At 39.7% G+C, this 19,013-nt stretch carries 21 protein-coding genes; 3 read left to right on the top strand and 18 right to left on the bottom strand.

What is annotated here, in order from left to right:
• Positions 1 to 33 precede the first annotated feature (33 nt).
• Positions 34 to 1,107 (bottom strand): undecaprenyldiphospho-muramoylpentapeptide beta-N-acetylglucosaminyltransferase, encoded by a 1,074-nt coding sequence (locus ACXAFV_RS12980; RefSeq protein ID WP_475127039.1) that lies wholly within the window; start codon positions 1,105 to 1,107, stop codon positions 34 to 36.
• Positions 1,108 to 1,357: 250 nt separating this feature from the next.
• Between ACXAFV_RS12980 and ACXAFV_RS12975 the strand changes: the two genes are divergently transcribed.
• Positions 1,358 to 2,728 (top strand): MATE family efflux transporter, encoded by a 1,371-nt coding sequence (locus ACXAFV_RS12975; RefSeq protein ID WP_475127037.1) that lies wholly within the window; start codon positions 1,358 to 1,360, stop codon positions 2,726 to 2,728.
• Positions 2,729 to 2,769: 41 nt separating this feature from the next.
• Here the strand turns inward: ACXAFV_RS12975 and ACXAFV_RS12970 are convergent, their stop codons facing one another.
• The 4 genes from ACXAFV_RS12970 to ACXAFV_RS12955 form a co-directional block, all read right to left on the bottom strand.
• Positions 2,770 to 3,546: an SDR family oxidoreductase gene (locus ACXAFV_RS12970; RefSeq protein WP_475127036.1), complete on the bottom strand. Its 777-nt coding sequence runs from the start codon at positions 3,544 to 3,546 to the stop codon at positions 2,770 to 2,772.
• A gap of 136 nt (positions 3,547 to 3,682) precedes the next feature.
• On the bottom strand, positions 3,683 to 4,492 hold the full coding sequence (locus ACXAFV_RS12965) for a CAP domain-containing protein (protein ID WP_475127034.1): 810 nt from the start codon (positions 4,490 to 4,492) through the stop codon (positions 3,683 to 3,685).
• A 307-nt stretch (positions 4,493 to 4,799) separates the two neighbouring features.
• Positions 4,800 to 5,159 carry a hypothetical protein gene (locus tag ACXAFV_RS12960; protein ID WP_475127033.1) on the bottom strand — a complete coding sequence of 120 codons (360 nt, stop codon included), beginning with the start codon at positions 5,157 to 5,159 and terminating at the stop codon, positions 4,800 to 4,802.
• A gap of 116 nt (positions 5,160 to 5,275) precedes the next feature.
• Complete coding sequence (locus tag ACXAFV_RS12955; protein WP_475127031.1) at positions 5,276 to 5,557, bottom strand: hypothetical protein; 282 nt, start codon at positions 5,555 to 5,557, stop codon at positions 5,276 to 5,278.
• A 72-nt stretch (positions 5,558 to 5,629) separates the two neighbouring features.
• Between ACXAFV_RS12955 and ACXAFV_RS12950 the strand changes: the two genes are divergently transcribed.
• Positions 5,630 to 5,875, top strand: coding sequence for a DNA alkylation repair protein (locus tag ACXAFV_RS12950; protein WP_475127029.1), 246 nt, complete (start codon positions 5,630 to 5,632; stop codon positions 5,873 to 5,875).
• 58 nt (positions 5,876 to 5,933) lie between these two features.
• Here ACXAFV_RS12950 and ACXAFV_RS12945 read toward each other — a convergent pair whose 3' ends face one another.
• Genes ACXAFV_RS12945 through ACXAFV_RS12935 form a run of 3 tightly spaced genes read right to left on the bottom strand, consistent with a single transcriptional unit; the run spans position 5,934 to position 7,522 of the window.
• The gene (locus tag ACXAFV_RS12945) at positions 5,934 to 6,281 is read right to left on the bottom strand and encodes a DUF2085 domain-containing protein (RefSeq protein WP_475127028.1); all 348 of its coding nucleotides are present in this window, start codon (positions 6,279 to 6,281) and stop codon (positions 5,934 to 5,936) included.
• Between the two features lie 9 nt (positions 6,282 to 6,290).
• Positions 6,291 to 6,593 (bottom strand): hypothetical protein, encoded by a 303-nt coding sequence (locus ACXAFV_RS12940; RefSeq protein WP_475127027.1) that lies wholly within the window; start codon positions 6,591 to 6,593, stop codon positions 6,291 to 6,293.
• 11 nt (positions 6,594 to 6,604) lie between these two features.
• A complete protein-coding gene (locus ACXAFV_RS12935) occupies positions 6,605 to 7,522 on the bottom strand; it encodes a CobW family GTP-binding protein (protein WP_475127026.1) in 918 nt (305 codons plus the stop codon).
• 170 nt (positions 7,523 to 7,692) lie between these two features.
• Here ACXAFV_RS12935 and ACXAFV_RS12930 point away from each other — a divergent pair, with 170 nt between their 5' ends.
• Positions 7,693 to 8,418, top strand: coding sequence for an AlbA family DNA-binding domain-containing protein (locus ACXAFV_RS12930; protein WP_475127025.1), 726 nt, complete (start codon positions 7,693 to 7,695; stop codon positions 8,416 to 8,418).
• Positions 8,419 to 8,430: 12 nt separating this feature from the next.
• Here the strand turns inward: ACXAFV_RS12930 and ACXAFV_RS12925 are convergent, their stop codons facing one another.
• The 10 genes from ACXAFV_RS12925 to deoD form a co-directional block, all read right to left on the bottom strand.
• On the bottom strand, positions 8,431 to 9,366 hold the full coding sequence (locus tag ACXAFV_RS12925) for an LCP family protein (protein WP_475127023.1): 936 nt from the start codon (positions 9,364 to 9,366) through the stop codon (positions 8,431 to 8,433).
• 124 nt (positions 9,367 to 9,490) lie between these two features.
• Complete coding sequence (locus tag ACXAFV_RS12920; RefSeq protein ID WP_475127022.1) at positions 9,491 to 10,969, bottom strand: lmo1851 family serine protease; 1,479 nt, start codon at positions 10,967 to 10,969, stop codon at positions 9,491 to 9,493.
• Positions 10,970 to 11,060: 91 nt separating this feature from the next.
• On the bottom strand, positions 11,061 to 11,648 hold the full coding sequence (locus tag ACXAFV_RS12915; RefSeq protein ID WP_475127021.1) for a YitT family protein: 588 nt from the start codon (positions 11,646 to 11,648) through the stop codon (positions 11,061 to 11,063).
• 94 nt (positions 11,649 to 11,742) lie between these two features.
• Positions 11,743 to 12,834: a GerAB/ArcD/ProY family transporter gene (locus ACXAFV_RS12910; RefSeq protein WP_475127020.1), complete on the bottom strand. Its 1,092-nt coding sequence runs from the start codon at positions 12,832 to 12,834 to the stop codon at positions 11,743 to 11,745.
• Complete coding sequence (locus ACXAFV_RS12905) at positions 12,824 to 13,948, bottom strand: GerAB/ArcD/ProY family transporter (protein WP_475127019.1); 1,125 nt, start codon at positions 13,946 to 13,948, stop codon at positions 12,824 to 12,826. The genes ACXAFV_RS12910 and ACXAFV_RS12905 overlap by 11 nt, the downstream gene beginning before the upstream one ends.
• Before the next feature lie 16 nt (positions 13,949 to 13,964).
• The gene (locus tag ACXAFV_RS12900; protein WP_475127017.1) at positions 13,965 to 14,192 is read right to left on the bottom strand and encodes a hypothetical protein; all 228 of its coding nucleotides are present in this window, start codon (positions 14,190 to 14,192) and stop codon (positions 13,965 to 13,967) included.
• Between the two features lie 2 nt (positions 14,193 to 14,194).
• Positions 14,195 to 15,397 (bottom strand): Ger(x)C family spore germination protein, encoded by a 1,203-nt coding sequence (locus tag ACXAFV_RS12895; protein ID WP_475127016.1) that lies wholly within the window; start codon positions 15,395 to 15,397, stop codon positions 14,195 to 14,197.
• 20 nt (positions 15,398 to 15,417) lie between these two features.
• Complete coding sequence (locus ACXAFV_RS12890) at positions 15,418 to 17,004, bottom strand: spore germination protein (RefSeq protein WP_475127015.1); 1,587 nt, start codon at positions 17,002 to 17,004, stop codon at positions 15,418 to 15,420.
• A 203-nt stretch (positions 17,005 to 17,207) separates the two neighbouring features.
• On the bottom strand, positions 17,208 to 18,068 hold the full coding sequence (locus ACXAFV_RS12885) for a M15 family metallopeptidase (protein WP_475127014.1): 861 nt from the start codon (positions 18,066 to 18,068) through the stop codon (positions 17,208 to 17,210).
• Positions 18,069 to 18,222: 154 nt separating this feature from the next.
• Positions 18,223 to 18,927 (bottom strand): purine-nucleoside phosphorylase, encoded by a 705-nt coding sequence (deoD, locus tag ACXAFV_RS12880; RefSeq protein ID WP_475127013.1) that lies wholly within the window; start codon positions 18,925 to 18,927, stop codon positions 18,223 to 18,225.
• Positions 18,928 to 19,013: the final 86 nt, after the last annotated feature.

Raw genomic sequence — 19,013 nt, 5'->3', positions numbered from 1 at the left:
TTCTACACTATATGCGGCGAAGGGGATATTCAGTTATTCTTTTGCCATGGCCGCAAGCTCTTGATACATATCCTTTATAGTATACGCCTTTTGACCATTTCTCATGTTTGAAAGAATCGTCTCCCCGCTTCCTTTCAGCTCATTCACTTTATTCAGGAAGCTTTCCTTCGTTAGTTCTTCCTCTTCCAGTTTTATTGCATACCCATGCTTTACAAAAGAGTCGGCATTCAAGATTTGATCGCCCCTGCTTGCTTCTCTTGAAAGCGGGATGAGCAGCATAGGCTTCTTCAATGCCAGAAATTCGAAAATGGAGTTTGACCCCGCACGTGAAATGACATAATTGGTCATAGCTAGAAAATGAGGGAGATCCGCTTTTATAAATTCATATTGCTTATATCCTTTTTGCGTATATCGATCTTCTATATTCCCTTTACCGCAAATATGGATGATTTGGAATAGTGCTAAAAGATCATCAAGGTTTCCTCTTACAGCTTCATTGATCTTTCTTGCCCCAAGACTTCCTCCCATGATCATTAGGACAGGCTTCTCTTCGTAAAACCCTGACAGTCTTTTTCCTTCTGACGCATCACCTTTGAATAATTCTTCACGAATGATGGCCCCGGCACAAAGAGATTTTTCTTCCGGAAGTGTCTTTACTGTTTCAGGGAAGGTCGTAAATATTTTGGTTGCGAAAGGAACTGCCAATTTATTGGCTAAACCTGGTGTGACATCCGATTCATGGATTGCAACAGGCACTTTCGCCATTTTAGCAGCCATCACGACAGGCACAGATACAAAACCGCCTTTAGAAAATATTATATCCGGTTTTGTCTTACGGATAACGGATAAAGCCTCGATTACTCCTTTCATCACCCTGAAAGGATCGGTGAAATTCTTCCAAGAGAAATAACGTCTCAGCTTACCGCTTGCTATACTTTCGTATGGGATATGAGGGAACTGATCCGTTATGATTTCTTTCTCAATCCCATCTTCCGACCCTATATAGGTCACTCCCCAGCCTTCTTTTTCAAAATGAGGAATCAATGCTGTGTTCACTGTAACGTGTCCGGCCGATCCGCCGCCCGTAAATAATATATGTTTGTTCATGTATATGTACTCCTATCTTGTCATTGTAGGTTTCATTTTAACTATCAATATACACTTTATCAAAAATGCCCCCATGATAGAACAATGAATTCTTCTTTCTTTTAATTCCCCAATAAAAAGTGATTACACCAGGAAATTTTACGTTACTTACTTTCTGATAATTATGGTACAGTATGGTAGTGTATTTAATGATACATGAGGCATTCATTTTATTTTAAATTGAAGCAAACGTAAATAAGGAGTCAGACCTATGAAACAGACCTATAACATAAAAGGAAAGCTGGGACAGCTTTCTATCATTTTAATCCCTATTCTGGTTACTCAGCTTGGCATGTTTGCCATGAACTTCTTCGATACGATCATGTCAGGGCAATTCTCTCCGACCGACCTGGCTGGAGTCGCAATTGGATCTTCGCTTTGGGTACCGGTCTTTACTGGTCTGAGCGGTATTCTGCTTGCCGTAACCCCGATCGTCGCCCAGTTAATTGGCGGTGGCAAAAAGAAGGAAGTACCCCATACGGTTTTTCAGGGAGTTTATGCTGCCATCTTTCTGTCAATCATCGTTATCGCAATTGGAATAATCGTACTTGAACCCATCTTGGGCGGCATGAACCTTGAAAAAAACGTGCACCGGGTGGCAAAAGAGTATTTGATTGCATTATCAATAGGAATGATCCCCTTGTTCATCTATAATGTATTGAGGTCATTCATAGATGCTTTGGGGTTAACAAGAGTGACCATGTTCATCACCTTATTATCCCTCCCTGTAAATGTGTGTTTAAATTATGTTTTTATTTTTGGGAAGCTGGGTATGCCTGCATTCGGAGGTGTCGGGGCAGGTTACGCTTCTGCGATAACTTATTGGGTCATCACGATCATTGCATTCTGGGTGATCCACACGAAAAGTCCTTTTCAGGAATTCTTCATTTTTAAATCTTTGCAAAAGCCTAAATTAAGTACATGGAAAGAAATCTTTAAAATCGGTGTCCCCATCGGTTTATCCATATTTTTTGAAGTGAGTATCTTTTCTGCGGTTACATTGCTGATGAGTGAATATAAAACTGCAGTCATTGCCGCTCATCAGGCTGCACTCAATTTTGCATCATTTTTATATATGATTCCTTTAAGCATCTCAATGGCCCTGACGATTGTCGTAGGCTTTGAAGTAGGGGCAAAAAGACTCAAAGATGCTAAAGCATACAGTTGGATGGGCGTTGCCATTGCCCTTGTCCTGGCTGTATTATATGGTGTGATTTTATATGTCTTCCGCATTGAAATTTCGTATTTATATACGGATGATCCGTACGTTCTTGAACTGATTGGACATTTCCTGTTATATGCTGTATTCTTTCAGCTTTCCGATGCGATACAGGCACCTGTCCAGGGAGCTCTGCGCGGTTATAAAGATGTGAATATCACCTTTATCATGGCCTTGATTTCCTATTGGGTGATCGGACTTCCTTTAGGTTATCTATTGGCGAATTACACGGATTTCGGTCCATATGGCTATTGGCTTGGTCTTACTTCAGGTTTGACAGCGGGAGCTCTTACCCTTTCAGGCAGATTGCTTCTTATTCAAAAGAAATTCAAGAAAGGCTATATAAGAGAAATGAAAGCATGACAAAAGAGATCCGCTCTAACCTGAGCGGATCTCTTTTCGTATCATTTGTGGAATATTTTCCCCAGGACATCCTTGCCGCCAGTCACCGGGATGACCGTCCCTGTAATAAAATCAGATTCTTCCCTGCAGAGAAATTCTATGACCCTTGCCAAGTCTTCTCCGGTTCCGGGACGACCGACAGGAGTGGAAGGATCCTTTCTCTTTTTTGCATGTTCGATTATATCTTCTTTCCATTCACCTACTATATCACCGGGACAAACCATGTTGGCTGTGATCCCATTCCGGGCTTCCTCGATCGAAATTGTTTTTGTGAATGAGGTAAGCCCGGCCTTTGCAGCGGCAAAAGCAGAACGGTATATCCAGCCCGGGGAGGTTTCCACACGGTCATAGCCAAATGTGATGATTCTGCCCCAATTCCTTTCCCTCATTTTTGGAATCATTAATCGTGTTAAATAAAATACGCTGTTTAGATTACCATTTACTATGTAATTCCATTCTTCAGGTGAATATTCATCAAATGTTTTTCTTTCTTTTACATAAGGTCCAGCATTATGGATCAGAATATCAATTCCATCACTTTTTTCGTTTATTTCTTCAGCGATCCTTTCACAATCGGCAGGAATTGATACATCGCCTTTGATCGCAAATACTTCATTATGGTATGTATCACGTAAATACTGGACGAAGTCATTTGCATGGGGTTCATCATTTCTATAGTTAATGAATACTTTATATCCGTTCTTTGAAAATTGAATCGCTGTGCGGCTTCCTAATCCTTTAGCACCGCCTGTTATCAGAACTGATTTTTCTTTGTTCACCGAAATCCACTCCACAAAATCTTTATATTACCATACTAAGAATCATTTCAGTGAAATGCAAATATAAGCTGCCTGATTATTTTACATAAAAAAGAAAAAGCAGCCCCTTTATAGGGGCTGCTCGGTATATCATGTCTTATTTTGAAATGAATTGCTGTGTCCAATAGTGGCCATCTTCAACATATCCTACACCGATGTGAGTGTAGTTTGAGCTTAAGATGTTTTTACGGTGGCCGTCACTGTTCATCCAAGCTTGTACTACTTCTTCCGGAGTAGGCTGACCCATGGCAATATTTTCACCTGCTGAAGAATATTCTACGCCAAATTGCTTCATCATATCAAATGGAGAACCGTATGTTGGGCTGTCATGAGAGAAGTAATTATTTTGTTGCATGTCTTTTGATTTTGCTTTTGCAACTTTACTTAACTCAGCATCTACTTTAAGAGCCGGCAATCCTTGTTTCGCACGTTCTTGATTTGTTAATTCTACAACTTTTTGCTCATATTGGCTTAATTCACCAGTTTCAGCTGCAGGTTCTGCTTGCTGTTTTTGTTCTTGAGCTTGAGGCTGTGCCTGTTGTTCTTGAGGCTGTGCAGGAGCAGGTGCTTCTGCTTCAGGTGCTTGTTGTTCAGGTGCAGGGGCCTCAGCTTTTGGTGCCTGTTGTTCAGGTGCTGGAGCTGGAGCTTCAGCTTTTGGTGCTTCCTGTGGTTGAGGTGCTTGGCCTTTCAAGCAATCTTGAATATTGAAATTCTGACCATTCACGTTATATTTTGATAGAATGTCTTGGATATATTTATTTAAATCTTCTTGATTACCATTTAATTGAAGAGTTTGTACCTTTGTTTTTACTTGCTCTGGACTTGCAGCGTCAGCACTTCCTGCTGCTAGCGGCGATGCTAATAATGTTAATGCTGTTGCTGCTGATAACATTTTTTTCTTATTCATAGAGATGAATTCCTCCTTAGTGAATGTGTTGTTTTCTTGCTGCACATTCATCATAACACCCTTTTTTTGTTACATTTACGGGAGGAAATGGTAACTTGCTTGAAATTGTTCAGTTTTGAAAATCAATTTATCTAGCAAGTTGGCAATCTCAGATAAATAAAGGATTTGCTTCATTTACTTACATTTCCGTCAAAAGAATATTTTGTCTCATATAACTAAATTTTACCGAAAAAAGAATGTTGACACCCTTAAAAAGCAGGACTTTTTGTAACGGATATTACAAGTTGGTGTCATAAATCAGGGTAATTTAACCCATGGAATAGCTTTCTTTGCATGGTTCATCTCTTATCACACTTATATAACCCACAACGTTGAAACCTAAACCTTTTAATTGTCTTACACCCACATTGCACTCGACAGAAGAACTTCCAATTACGACAATCGGTCCTTTGGGAATTTCATGGGAATATCGTTTTAAGTATCCACATGGAATGGCTATGGATTGATCGCAGTTTGATTTGTATGAATCCTGATAATCCCGGACATCTATGACAATGTGAGAACCGCCCACTTCCTTATCACTCAGTCTTTTTACACGAACCGGTGCATAGCGATAGTACATCATATATAAAAGTACACTTAAAGGTAGTAATGTAATAAACAGCATACTATATCATCCTTTTCAATAATCTATGTTGAATTATATACCTTCAAGGGTATAAAGAAAAGGAAAAAGCTTAGAAACAAAATAATCTGAATGTAAAGTAATGGATTGGTGATTCCCTACTTCTTTTCTTTTAGATGTTCGAGCAATTCTATATGTATCCGGAGCAATTCGATTTTCGTATCAGAAGATAAATCGGACTCAATGATTCGTTTGGAGGCTGATATGTATTTGTCTCGGATAGGCTTCCTGGCACGCGGATGACTGTTTTCGTCGAGCAGCTCCCGCTTGATGGTTCCCTTTAGAATCTCTTCTGCGGACTTATTTTCTGAAAGCAATATCCGATTTTTCCAGATCGTTTGATATTCTTCAAGCAGAGATTGATATGTATTGGTACACATCGTAATCCTCCTTCACATATTTATTATTCAGCGGAGCATACTAGAGAAAAACAAAGAAAGGTGATTGTTATTATGACTACACCATATCGTTGTCCTAATTGCAGAACGAACCGGACCAGGTTTAACATCATTCAGCAAGTTCCGCAAAGTGTGAAATTAGATCCTCAGTCAGGACAAGTTGTCCAGCAGTATGAAGAAGGGACCCTTGACCCTTTTCACCTAGCCTATAATGGTCCAGAGCTGAAAGTGCAATGTGCTGCATGCGGACTTGTAGAAGATGAAATGACATTCAAAAAATTCGGAGAAAGTAAAAGTTAAGGTGAAAGGGTTAACCAATTTCAGGTTAGCCCTTTTATTCTGCCGGGGTGATTATAGATCATACACTTAAAATCAAATAAATGATCTTACGTGACAAATACACGATTCCAATCGCAAGACCCCAGCCAAACATCATGCCTGTTGTGAGTCGCAAAGGATTATTACTCAACCGCCACCTCTTCATTTGAGTATATCCATCAATAATCATCGGAATCATTAAAAGTCCCCCGCTTGCTAAGGTGTACACAGAAATAAAATAAAACCAATTAATAATGATGCCGATAAAAATCCCTGTCACGATGCCCATACAGCGGAAACACAAAGGAAATTGATAATTGCCTACAATAAAAGAGCGCTCGGGTATCCGGTGACAAGGCATGAAAGAAAGGGGAATGAATAATTTCATGGAATCCTCCTAAGGAGTGCAGTCAGGGCCGCAATCAAACGAATCACAATCCAGGGATTTCTTTCCTGCACCGGAAGATGGCAGACAATCAGGCATATAGAACGGCCAATCCCAGCAGTCATTTGTTGATTTTGCTCTTTTTTCTTTTTTTCTTTGATAGTAGTATACCGTTAAAATAAATAATAAAATGCTGATGGTAAGCAGCGATAAAAAGATACTCAATTGAAATGTAGTCTCATAAATGAATAAACCGGATAATCCGGCCAAAAACAAAATCAGTTCTAAACTAATCAGCAGAAATACCATGCTCACACCCCGCGACCTTATGAATGATCGATCTCTTCAAGTGATCGTATCATATTTGTTTTATGTATCCCTTCACCGATTATGACAAAGTTAGTCTTATATTTCATATCAGCCTGCATGAATAAAGGCATTCCATATGAATATTGAAACATCGTAGGATACTTTTTGCCTTTGAGCGGGATGTACCCTTTCATTCTGTAAATCGTGTCCGGCTGTTGTTTTACCCAATTTTCGAATACTTCACCATCAACCTCGCCTTTAAACGTATATACCACCGCCTGAAGTGAAAGGTGCTGCCCTATTGTGGCTTTATCAAATTCATCTATTTCTTTTATCGTTTTTGTTGCAAAGATATCAGTCATTGATACTTTCGCGTGATTCGTTAAAAAGACTTTCGCTTTCAGGTTCAACTGCTGTAATTCATATATGAACATACCTTGTTCCATTTCAGTCAGCAGATCTATTTTATTCGCGATGATAAATTGAGCATGCCGGATCTGTTCTCTCATCAGATGCAACACTGACGGACTGAATTGTGACCGGTTCTTCCACTGCTTTCCATCCACGACAGTAATGATTCCTTTGAAATCAAATTTATCTGCAAACAATGGTGAAAGAATTGAATCCACTACTTCTACAGGGTGTGCCGCCCCTGTCGTTTCGATGATGAGTACGTCAAATTGTTCGTTGACTAACAGCCCTTGTAATTGGGCCTCAAGCTTATCTGATATTGTACAACAGATACAGCCGTCCAGCAGCTCCCTCATTGCAGTATCTTCTTCCACTGCATCACTGTCAATCGAAACACTGCCAAGTTCATTCATTAAAACAGCCGGCTTTTTATTTTCTATTTTTAATGTTTGAAGGACTTGTTTTAATAATGTTGTTTTTCCACTTCCAAGAAAACCTGATAATATAAAGACTTCTTTTTTCATCTGTATTTCCTATCCTCTCTATATTACAATCTACATTTCTTCATTCTATATAAAACCTTAAGCAAATACAATGACATATCAAACCTTGATTGATTGTTCTAAGGGTGTACCGGAAAGTTATATAATAGAAGAAAGCTGTATTCTAATAGATAGAAGGGCGGGGATTTCCTTTGTTTTATGAAAAAATTGTACCGTTAAAGCTGCGGGATTTTCTAAAGAATCCTTCCCATGAATCGTTAAAAGATCTATTACTCCATAATACGGGAGAAACTGACTATGTAGATTTCAAATCAGATTGGATCGAGGTCTCCAAGCTTGCCAAGCATGTATTGGCCATTTCCAATTCTGGAGGAGGCTGTATTATAATCGGGGTTATGCAATATGATGATGGATCCATTGAATTGAAAGGGTTATCTGAAGAAGAGTTTTTGGATAAAGCTGATGTTGATAATAAACTTCAGCATCTGCTCCCTAAGTATTTACGATATAGGACCGAGGATTTTCTCTTTACAGAGAACATTCATCCCCTTTTAAGCATGAAACGATTTCAAGTGCTGATTATAGACTATGATCCCAGGTATGTCCCCTATACTTCTATCGTAACAAGAGGAGAGCTTCGATATGGGGCCATTTATGTCCGCCAAGGGACCAAAACCATCGAAGCAACAAATGATAAACTGGTAGATGTGATTCTGAGAAAAGTACAATCCGGCGGATCCGACAGTGACGAACGTACTCTCCAGGAACACCTGGAACACCTGAAAATACTTCAATATGAGTATGATCATTCCGAAGACGATAAATACAAAAAATATTTATATCAGTTGATTGTAAGGAAAATGAAACGAATTGAAAACTACCTGGATCTCGACTCATCGGATTTTTCTCCATCATGAAGGTGTGAATACTTATTGAATAAACTCATTAAGTGCATCAAGGTTGGCATGTTCATTCATTTCCAACACTTCTCCTGCCCCTGGTTTTGATACGTTTTGGTAACTCCCTTCAACAGGTATCCGGATGGTTTCAACAGTATCGATCGGATGAAACATGAATGATAGTCCGTGTTTCATTACCTGATCAATCGAGAAAGTTGTATCAACTTTTTCAAAGCCTTCACGAAACAATTCAACTGCTGTTGAGATACCTTTTCCAGATTTTATTTGAGCCATGATATTTTTTTGAGCCAGAGCAATAATTTCCTGCTGCCTGTCCACCCTCCCGAAATCACTTGATATGTCCCCTCTGAAACGGACATATTGCAAGATTTCTTCTCCCTTAAGCAATTGTTTGCCGGGATCTTTAGCCCACTTCCAATGATTGATCATCCCTTCAGAAATAGTAACCTGAACACCTTCCGGGAAGATGATTCCCACCATATCAATAAAATCTTGAAAATTGAGGTTTACGGTGTGATTTATCTCAAGATCGAAATTTTTCTGCAGCGTTTTCTTTACTAAATCATTGCCGCCCCATGCATAGGCATGATTTATTTTGCTCTTTCCATAACCGGGTATCTCTACATATGTGTCCCTCATGATGGAAATGAGTTTGATTGTTGTATCATTGGGAACATATTGGGCAATCATTAACACATCCGCTCTTTCGGCCTCATTTTTCCGTTGATCCGAGCCGAGTACGAGCACATTGATGGGCTTTCCTTTCTCTGCATTACTTAAAGGAAAAATGGAGTCTGTTCTTTCTTGATTTCCATCTGCACTTTTCACACTTACATCTTCTTGCATTTCAGTTATTTCAGAAGGTGCGGAGGAGTCATTCATCACTACATATATTGTGAATGTCAAGACCAAAATCAGCGGAATTACCGTCCATTTTCTAAACATCATTATCACCTCCAACTTTATTATCATTGTTGGTCATATGTATTTCTTCTATACAAGTAAGTAAAAGGGAAAACAAAAAAGATCTCAGGGGTCATCCCTGAGATCTTTTTTGTTATTTCACGAATTATTTTAGTACCTCAACGGCTTTTTTGAATTGAGGATCGTTTTCTTTCAGTTTTTGACGGAGCTGGTCCATAAGTTTCACCGTTGTCTCGCCTTTAAGTATACCTGTGGCTTCAAGCTTATTCTTTTCCTGGAATTGCTGTACAGCCTTTTTCGTATCTTCATCGAAGTAGCCGTCCACATTTCCTGGATTCAATTCTAAAGCATTCAGCATCTGTTCAGCGGCTTTCACAGAATCGGACATATCACTTTCTTTAAGCTCTTTATCTGGATTGATGAAAGGAAGCTGTGCGTAATCAGGCATCTTCACTTCATGATCAGGAGTGATTCCTTTTTCATGAATCCAATTACCTTTTGGCGTCAGCCATTTCGCAGTGGTAAATTTCATATTGGAGCCGTCCTCAAAATTCTCTGCTGTTTGAACGGTCCCTTTCCCAAAGGTTTTTGTTCCGACCAATGGGATATTGTTGGATTCACTTACTGCAGCAGCTAAAATTTCTGAAGCGCTGGCACTGCCCTCATCCACCAGAATGGCTGTTGGTACATTCACTTTTTGTCCGCCTTCAGACACAAACTTCTCAACTTCCCCATTATGGTCTTCGACCTGGAAGAGTACTTCCCCTTCCGGTACAAACAGGTTGGAAATCTGAATTGCCTGATCCAACAGGCCTCCCGGGTTTTGTCTCAGATCCAGTAAGAGCTTTTTCATGCCCTTATCCTGCATTTCATTCAAAGCTTTGACCAACTCTTTATATGTGTTTTCGGAGAAGCTTGTAATCTGGATTTCAGCGACCCCATTGTCCTTCATTTCAGCGTAGACGGTTTCAATCGGAATCTCATCTCTTGTGATTGTGACTTCCATTGACTTCTCTTGGCCTGGGCGCTGAATCGTCAGAGTTACCTTCGTTCCTTTCTCACCTCTGATCAAAAGGACTGCGTCTGTAACCGACATGCCCTGGATACTTTCCCCATCCACTTTCAGGATTTTATCGTTTGGCTGTAAGCCTGCTTTTTCAGCAGGTGATCCTTTAATAGGGGATACGATCGATATATATCCTTCCTTCTCTTGGATCTCGGCCCCGATTCCTTCAAAAGAAGAAGAAATGCTTTCCTGAAATTTTTTGGCTTCATCCTGATTCATATAATCGGAGTATGGATCACCGACGCTCTCAAGCATGCCGTTGATCGCTCCATTGACCAACTTTTCCTGGTCCAGATCTTTATAATATTTTTCATTTAATTTATCGTATGCTTCATACAGCTTATTGAACTCCGATCGTTCGGTGACACCGACGTTTACTGCTTTCTCATCCCCGAATGCCAATGCGAAAGTCGTGATTCCAGCGGTAGCAAATACAAGAAAAAAGAGGAGCATTACAAATTTGAATTTTTTTATTTTCAGATAGCTTGATTGATTTTCTTCCTGAGTCACTGATTGTTCTGTTGATTTATCCTGTTCCAAGGCTTCCACCACTTTCATTGCTATGTATCATAAGAATTTCCGTTAAGAATATCATGAATATCCAATATGGACAATCAGATAACTTCTTTATTCTATCAGCTTTTATCACTTAGCGAAAGGAATATCCATCACTGTCCTTATGATGCGTCAAAATCGTCGTAAAAAAACCTACAGTACTTATCGCGAACAACGAATATAAAAATGATTCCAAACCAATAATCGACCAGCCTATCAGCAAAACGATGCTGTCTATTGCAAAAATCAATTTGCCCGCATTGAAACCGAAGCTCTTACTTATCAACTGGGCCATTAAGTCTGTTCCTCCTGTAGCTGAATCACTTCTAAGCATCAGTCCAATTCCCAATCCCACCAATGTGCCGCCCACGAGAGCGCTAAACAAAGGGGGGAGAACATATGAATCATACCACTGATAAAAAAAGTCGATCATGAAAGAAGACAGCCACAACCCGTGTATACTGTTATAAAAAAGGGTTCGATCTTTGACAAAGGCAATCACATACAGAGGGATGCTCAACAGGATGATTGTCAGCCCAGGCTTGAACCCGAACCAATAATGAAAGATCAACCCGATACCGATCATGCCTCCATCGAGAAAATGATAGGGCACAAAATACAGATTGATCCCAATACCTATAAGAATGCTTCCTATCACCAGAATAAAGAATCCCTTGAACATATGTATTCCCCCAATATAAAACATTTGGACAGCCTCTCTTATTATTGTTTATGAGGGAAGGTGATAAAAAAGTCTTTCTATTTTACCGGAGGATTTATGCCATCTTCTTTCTTCTGATCATTTCGACTAAAAGGGTCAACACCGGGATTCCGATGCCGAACAATATTTTATAGGATACCGATATTCTGATGTATTCTGCGAAGTAAGCACTACTTGGATAGACAATGTTTCCTAAATACCATAATACGATTCCAAGAGGCACAACAATCAAATTTACATTTTTAACCGATAAAATAGAACAAATACATTCACAGCTCACATAAAAAGTGATTAGCAGTTTAACAAACAGGCTGATGATCCAGATTGCCGCGATGAGTACCTCCAATCTCTGCAAAAAATCTGCTATATTTATTTGCTTTGCCAATAAGAATGTAGGGTAGGTCTCCATGGCAGCAACCTCCACTCCCAAAACACCAATAACCAAAATAGTTAATACCACTAATGAGCTGCCCCCTATTAAGGAACCTCTAATTATTGTTTTGGATACATCAACTTTTCGGTTCACATGGGGAATGATGAAAAGAAAAACAAGAAACTCCAAAAAAGGCAATGAAATAAATGGCAATGAAAAGTGAAGGATGTTTTTGATTCCCGCTGCACCAATGGGTTCAAAGTGGAGCAACTCAATATCAGGGATCAATAACAGAACAAACAGTACAAATAGAATTATAAAGGTAGGATAAATAGTTTCCGCCAGACGTGAGATTACCTCGATCCCTAGCTTCACCCCGTAAACTATCGGGAATAGAAACAGAAGATGAATATATTCCTTTGGGGTTTCAATCATGATTGACTGTGTAACGAAATCCCCCATATTACTAAGGACTTGTGCACTTAGGAAAAAGAAGAATAGAAAGTAAATAGCGTTCACAAACTTCCCTACCCACTTTGTATATACTTGTTCGTTTGCCTCATAAATGGATCGGTGTTTTAGGACTTTTGACATTTTCATGTACAGCATGACGATTAATATACCAATCGTTAAGCCAATAAGCCCTGAAATCCATCCATCATTTTTCGCCTGGAGTAATGCCGGGGGAATTAACAATATGGAACTGCCGCACGTAAACATGATGACAAGGATGTGAAGTTGTCTTGAGGAAATGGATTGTTTCTCAGTTTGCATTTCCTTCTGCCCCTTTCCGTGCAGGCTTTTTTTTCTTTAACATGATGATCAAAAGAGTACCTAAAGGAATGACCAAACCAAATAATAGGGAATATGAGAGTATGACCTCAGTGACAAACATTGAAAAAAACGCTGTGTTGGGATAGATGTATACTGAAAAATACAACACACTCACCCCCACCGGATAAAGGAGGATCTTTTTATTTTGCAGGCCGAATACTTCTCCCAGCCCAATTACTGAAGAATAAAAACAGATGGCCACCTTAAAAAATAGACTGATGATCCAAACCGCTGCAGCAACCACTTCCACCCTTTGTAAAAAGTCAGCAATATTTATCTTCTTTGCCAGTACATAAGTCGGGAATTGAAGAAGGGAAGAAAATGAATACCCCATTACAATAAGGATAAGGAATGTAATGAATACAAGGATTAATCCTCCCAATAAACCTCCAATAAGAAAGGACTTTCCTACTTTCTTTTTCTCATTTACATGCGGGGCGATCATCAAAAGAATGAACAGTTCCAGATACGGTACCGTCAATATGGATAGAGAACCATTCAATACAGGCTTTATCCCTTCTCCTAATACAGGCTCGATGTTTCTGAATTGTCCTTCAGGAATCAAAAAAATGATTAAAAACGTCAATAATATCAGGAAGGTAGGATAAATCACTTGCGCAGACCTTCCAATCACTTCCAGACCTTTGCTGACCCCGTAAAGGATCGGCACCAAAAATAATAAATGAATATACATCTTAGGTGTTTCAATCATGACTTGAGTTATCATAAAATCACCTAAATTACTTACCACTTCACATGTTAAAAAGAAAATGAAGAAACAATAGAAGAAGGAAAGCGCCTTTCCCAGGATCTTTCCGTATGATTTCTCGAAAATCGAAAACAGCGAATCATCAGGATAGGCTTTCATTAAGCTGATATACAATAGCATGATGCCCACCCCAAAGGCCACCCCAATGAGCCCTGATATCCATCCATCATGCTGACTCGCCTGGATCAAAGCCGGAGGGACTAACAGAATGGAACTGCCAATGGAAAAGAAAAGGACTAAAAGTCTGAACTGTTGAGGTGATATCTTTTCAATAGTACGATCCATATTATCTCTCCTAGTCCTATTTAAACAAACTGTTTAGCCATTGTGTCATCGGTTTGAACAGAAAAATGACAGCATTTAATGGATTGGGGACTTCCAAGTGAAAAGCATCGGCAGCAAAGAGGGCAATGCCGCATGCAAGAATACCTGAATAGACGATTAATTCTTTCCGGTTTTTCTTTAATTCTCGGAAATCAACGAAAAACATCAGTATCGAAATAACGAGGATTATGAGTAAATTGACCATGGTCATCCCCCCTTTTCACTAAGTGATTGCCCTAGTGAGCCTGTATTTCTCATTTTTGCAGATACCTTAATTTCGTATTCGATTTCAGGAAACAAATCTGCCCATCTGTCTTCATTTTTCCGCCAATATGAAGGTTCTTTTCGATGTACGATACTCCCGAAGCCAAGAGTATCTGATTTGAACTCCTCTTGAGATACTTTGATCGTATCCTTGATTTCTGACTTTATCTTCTTGGTTAAATCCTTTTCAATCTCTGTTAATATCTTTAAATCCGAGGGATCAAGTTCACACTCTACATCCACAAGATTCCCTTCTGCTTCTACATCGATCTTGATTTTCGGTACATCGTTGACCAGTTTAGCTGTCAGATTGGCTTCTGATCTTATAATTTCCACTGTAAGATTTCCGTCTTTATTCATCGGGCATGACAATAGTTCTGATGTACTTTTCATCCTGCCTTGTGTATAGTTGTATCCCTTACTTTGATCTTCGTTAAACCAGCCGATAATTTTGCTCTCTTTAAAAACTGCAAGATTATCAAGCTTGAGATAAGTTTTTGGATCTGAGGTTTCAGTATTAGGGACTTGAGAACCTGCTTCAGCATCCCCCTTCACCTTGACTCCAGATATGACCAGTTCTTTACCCTGGGTTTTTAGATCTTCCAGGACCTCATCAAATTCATAAACCGTAGCTGTACCGAGATTCTCATTTGAGGAAGCAAGCATGGATTTTAATGCCATCGCAGGTATCGGTTCGAGATAAGTGAGTGTGGTCAAGATCTCTCTTGCACTATTTTCTTTAGCAATCATCACGTTGAAATCTGTTCTGAAGTCATGATCTCTTATTAGAGGGTCTAAAAATTTCGATATGTCTTCTTTCACTAGCTCTTCCTGCAGGACCAAAAGCTGCACGTGAGCAAAATATGTTTTTCTCGGCGTTGACTTTGTTAATTTTCTCCATGCTGAAAATAACGTCTCCCCTTCAGATGAAATCGTACGGACCGTTGAGCCGATTGCTCCCTTTTTTGTCGCTTCTGAAGAAACTGTGGGATTGATCAACTGGACGGTAAACCGAAAGCCATCATCCGTTTTATCCAGCCCAATGGCCAAGGCGATGACCAACTCACTAAGTTCACGTCTATTCCAACAGCCTGTCACAATACTTAACGCTAGTAATAAGATTAAGGAAATTTTGAGTATCTTCATTTTTCACCTCGCTGGATTTCTTACTCTTCAGGAGACTTTTTTACTGATTGCTGTCTTGTCAAATTCGTCTGATTGATCAGACGTGGTCTTGTCTTCAACCATTTTAACGGCAAATGAAAAATGGAATCCCTTTGGTCTGTATGATTATAAGGAGCAATCGGAGACATATAGGGTATGCCGAATGACCGAAGGCTGCATAAATGTATGACCATGACGAACAGACCTACTGTCACACCGAATAAACCAAACGTTGCAGCCAGCGTCATAAAGACAAATCGAAGCCCGCGCACTGCAATTGCAAGATTATAGGCAGGAAAGACAAAAGTTGATATAGCCGTTATTGCCACAACTATGACCATCGCAGGCGTGACGAACCCTGCTTCAACGGCCGCTTGTCCAATGACTAATGCCCCGACGATAGAAATCGCCTGCCCAACGGCTTTCGGCATTCGAATACCGGCCTCTCTTAGAATTTCAAACGTTATTTCCATGATCAATGCTTCTACGAAAGCCGGAAAAGGGACTCCTTCCCTTTGTGCCGCCAATGTAATAATTAAGGGTGTCGGAATCAATTCCTGGTGAAACGTTTTAATCGCGATAAATAAAGAAGGGCTCAACAAGGCAAAAAAGAAGGCTACATAACGAAGTAACCTTATGATCCCAAAATCCGAGCGCTGGTAGTAGTCTTCTGCCGATTGAAAGAATTGAGGAAATACTACTGGAACCAACAACACAAAAGGAGTTCCGTCCACTAGTATCGCCACTCTTCCTTCCAGTAAACCGGCAGCTATCACATCTGGCCGTTCTGAATTGAACATCGTAGGAAAAGGAGATAGTGTGCTGTCTTGTATAAGCTCTTCAATATAGGCGCTTTCCAGAATCCCATCGATATCGATTTCACTTAATCTTCTTCTCACTTCACCAATAATATCTTCACTGGCGATTCCTTTTACATACATAATACTGACGTCAGTCTGTGTATACCTCCCAATCAGATTGCATTCAACCCTTAAATCCACGCTCTTAATCTTTCTTCTCACAAGGCTGGTATTCGTCCTGATATCCTCCGTAAAGCCTTCCTGCGGTCCGCGTACCACACTTTGTGTTTTAGGTTCGGTTACATCTCTTTTATTGGGGTCTTTCGTCTTTGCAATCACCCCGCGATTATATCCGTCAACAAGAATGACTGCATCCCCTGAGAGAATCGCAGAAAACACCTCACTAAAATCTTCACAATAACCTATATCTCCTATAGTCATGATGGAGTCGCCCAATGTTGAGATAAAGTTACTTCCATGCTTTTCGTCAATATATCTTTCAGACCATTCCATCACTGACTTTATGACACTGTCCTGAATTTGCTGTGCCCCTGACAACCCGTCAATATAAATGATGACCATTTGGAGTTGGGGGTGAGGCTGAAGGTTCCTTGTGATGACATCTCCACTATCTCCCAATTTACTTCTTAAATAAGTGATATTTTTATCCAGATCCTGGTTTAAGGATCCGAGTTCATCATCACTTAAATAGTCATCGACTGCAATCGGCTCTTCTCTTTTATATTTAGGATTTTTTTTCTTTTTTGGAATGATTTTTATCGGAGACATGGATACACCCTCCTTAGCCTGGTCTTTTAATATAATGTCTGCAGTTTCCTTCCAAATATTCACTATTACCTGAGGTTAACATAATGAATTTATTTTAAATGAATAAACTGCATGGAGATTTACCATACTTTCACCAATACATCTTATACATTTCCAAAATAAAAAAGGCAGGAAGCTCTTTAATTGCTTCCTGCCTTCTATCATTAGATTTTTTTCACATTCTGAAAATATTCTTCCAAGGTCCAGTCATTTTCGTGAATGACCTTGGCAGCTTCCGGTCCAACGTATCTAAAATGCCATGGCTCATATTGGTACTTTGTTATATCCACTTTGTCCTCAGGGTATCTGAGGATAAAACCATATTTATAAGCATTTTCCGCAAGCCATTTGCCTTCTTTAGTTTGACCGAATTCAATATTGACCTGAAAGTCATTACTTTTACTGGAAATATCGATTGCAAGTCCTGACTGATGCTCGCTTTGTCCAGGGGGAGCAACGGCCATTACGGCTTTTTCTTCACCGAACTGCTTGATTTCACGATTCAACAGCATTTCTTGATATTCGTATGAACGATAACCTGAAATAGCTGTCAGAAAAATCTGCTGAGACTCCGCTGCTGCAAACATCTGCTCCAATGCCCTTGCAGCTTCTTCACGGATATAGGCCTTTTCTAGTTCCTGGTTTCCGAATACGAAAGGAACCTCCGGACGTACTAAATCTTCCGGTTTATACTCACCTAGCGCAAATTCTTTATTTACCAGCGCAAGGATATTGGCAGGATTCTGAATTACCCTCTTGCCGTCCACTTCCTTGACATTGTTAAAGAATTTCGATTCCAGTTGTAATTCGGGAGGAACAGATTCTTCTGCCGGAACTTGTTCATCGGTGTCTTCCTCAGGTGTTTCCGACGGGGATTCCGTAACCCCTTGATTGTTGTTTTCTTCTGTGTTCTCAGTTTCTTCCGTCTGTTTTTTTCCTAATAAGTTCTGGGACCATTCTTGTGCTTGCTGACACCCTGATAATAAAACAAGGGAGCCGGCAATAACCAGGATGACCTTTTTCATACTTTCACCTAGTTTCTCTATAATGTTACATCCTCATATTAACATGAATCCTGTATCATGTAATCAGGATAATCCTACTGAAAGATGCACTTGAACCACAATAAAACTGCTTACTGTTGAGTAAGCAGTTTTAAGTAAGCGTTATCTTTCTAAATTACTCTTTGATTGCGGCTTCGAGAGCAACTTCGATCATTTCATTGAAAGTCGTTTGTCTCTCTTCGGCTGAAGTTTCTTCACCGGTTAAAATATGGTCGCTGACTGTCAATACAGAAAGTGCGTTTCGTCCATATTTTGAAGCTAATGTGTAAAGTGCCGAAGTTTCCATTTCAATGGCTAGAATTCCATATTGAGCCCATTTTTCATGTTCAGCATTATCGTTGTAGAACATATCTGCTGTAAATACATTTCCAACTTTTAAGCTCAGACCTTTTTCTACACCACTGTCGTAAGCACGTTTCAATAGATCGAAATTTGCTGTAGGGGCATAATCGATCCCATTAAAAGTCAAACGGTTCATTTGCGAATCAGTAGAGGAAGTCATCGCCAGGATTACATCGCGTACTTTTACATCCTTCTGGATCGCTCCACAAGTACCGACGCGGATCAAGTTCTGAACATTGTAGCTTTGCATCAATTCGTTAATGTATATGGAAATGGATGGTACACCCATGCCAGTTCCTTGTACACTGATTCTTTTTCCTTTATACGTTCCCGTGTATCCAAACATGTTACGTACTTCGTTATAACATACCGGGTTATCCAAAAATGTTTCTGCTATGTATTTTGCTCTTAACGGATCTCCAGGAAGTAACACCGTTTCTGCAATTTCATTTTCTTTTGCATTAATATGTACGCTCATCTTACAATTCCTCCTAATAAAGACTGTTGAAGTACTATTGTAATCCTTTTTATTAGCATATGCAACGATTCGCAAGTTCACGGATA

This window comes from Rossellomorea sp. ABR4_012 (assembly GCF_056159545.1).
The sequence above is the reverse complement of the archived record's forward strand: the minus strand, read 5'-3'. Positions and strand labels throughout refer to the sequence as shown.

Bases quoted from the DNA above. Each gene is read 5' to 3' on its own strand.
- ACXAFV_RS12975 (WP_475127037.1), top strand. From the start codon at position 1,358: ATGAAACAGACCTATAACATAAAAGGAAAGCTGGGACAGCTTTCTATC.
- ACXAFV_RS12925 (WP_475127023.1), bottom strand. From the start codon at position 9,366: ATGTTTAGAAAATGGACGGTAATTCCGCTGATTTTGGTCTTGACATTC.
- ACXAFV_RS12980 (WP_475127039.1), bottom strand. From the start codon at position 1,107: ATGAACAAACATATATTATTTACGGGCGGCGGATCGGCCGGACACGTT.
- ACXAFV_RS12900 (WP_475127017.1), bottom strand. From the start codon at position 14,192: ATGGTCAATTTACTCATAATCCTCGTTATTTCGATACTGATGTTTTTC.
- ACXAFV_RS12890 (WP_475127015.1), bottom strand. From the start codon at position 17,004: ATGTCTCCGATAAAAATCATTCCAAAAAAGAAAAAAAATCCTAAATAT.
- ACXAFV_RS12965 (WP_475127034.1), bottom strand. From the start codon at position 4,492: ATGAATAAGAAAAAAATGTTATCAGCAGCAACAGCATTAACATTATTA.
- ACXAFV_RS12915 (WP_475127021.1), bottom strand. From the start codon at position 11,648: ATGTTCAAGGGATTCTTTATTCTGGTGATAGGAAGCATTCTTATAGGT.
- ACXAFV_RS12905 (WP_475127019.1), bottom strand. From the start codon at position 13,948: ATGGATCGTACTATTGAAAAGATATCACCTCAACAGTTCAGACTTTTA.
- ACXAFV_RS12945 (WP_475127028.1), bottom strand. From the start codon at position 6,281: ATGAAATTATTCATTCCCCTTTCTTTCATGCCTTGTCACCGGATACCC.
- ACXAFV_RS12910 (WP_475127020.1), bottom strand. From the start codon at position 12,834: ATGCAAACTGAGAAACAATCCATTTCCTCAAGACAACTTCACATCCTT.
- ACXAFV_RS12955 (WP_475127031.1), bottom strand. From the start codon at position 5,557: ATGTGTACCAATACATATCAATCTCTGCTTGAAGAATATCAAACGATC.
- ACXAFV_RS12895 (WP_475127016.1), bottom strand. From the start codon at position 15,397: ATGAAGATACTCAAAATTTCCTTAATCTTATTACTAGCGTTAAGTATT.
- ACXAFV_RS12960 (WP_475127033.1), bottom strand. From the start codon at position 5,159: ATGCTGTTTATTACATTACTACCTTTAAGTGTACTTTTATATATGATG.
- ACXAFV_RS12950 (WP_475127029.1), top strand. From the start codon at position 5,630: ATGACTACACCATATCGTTGTCCTAATTGCAGAACGAACCGGACCAGG.
- ACXAFV_RS12885 (WP_475127014.1), bottom strand. From the start codon at position 18,068: ATGAAAAAGGTCATCCTGGTTATTGCCGGCTCCCTTGTTTTATTATCA.
- deoD (WP_475127013.1), bottom strand. From the start codon at position 18,927: ATGAGCGTACATATTAATGCAAAAGAAAATGAAATTGCAGAAACGGTG.
- ACXAFV_RS12935 (WP_475127026.1), bottom strand. From the start codon at position 7,522: ATGAAAAAAGAAGTCTTTATATTATCAGGTTTTCTTGGAAGTGGAAAA.
- ACXAFV_RS12920 (WP_475127022.1), bottom strand. From the start codon at position 10,969: ATGAAAGTGGTGGAAGCCTTGGAACAGGATAAATCAACAGAACAATCA.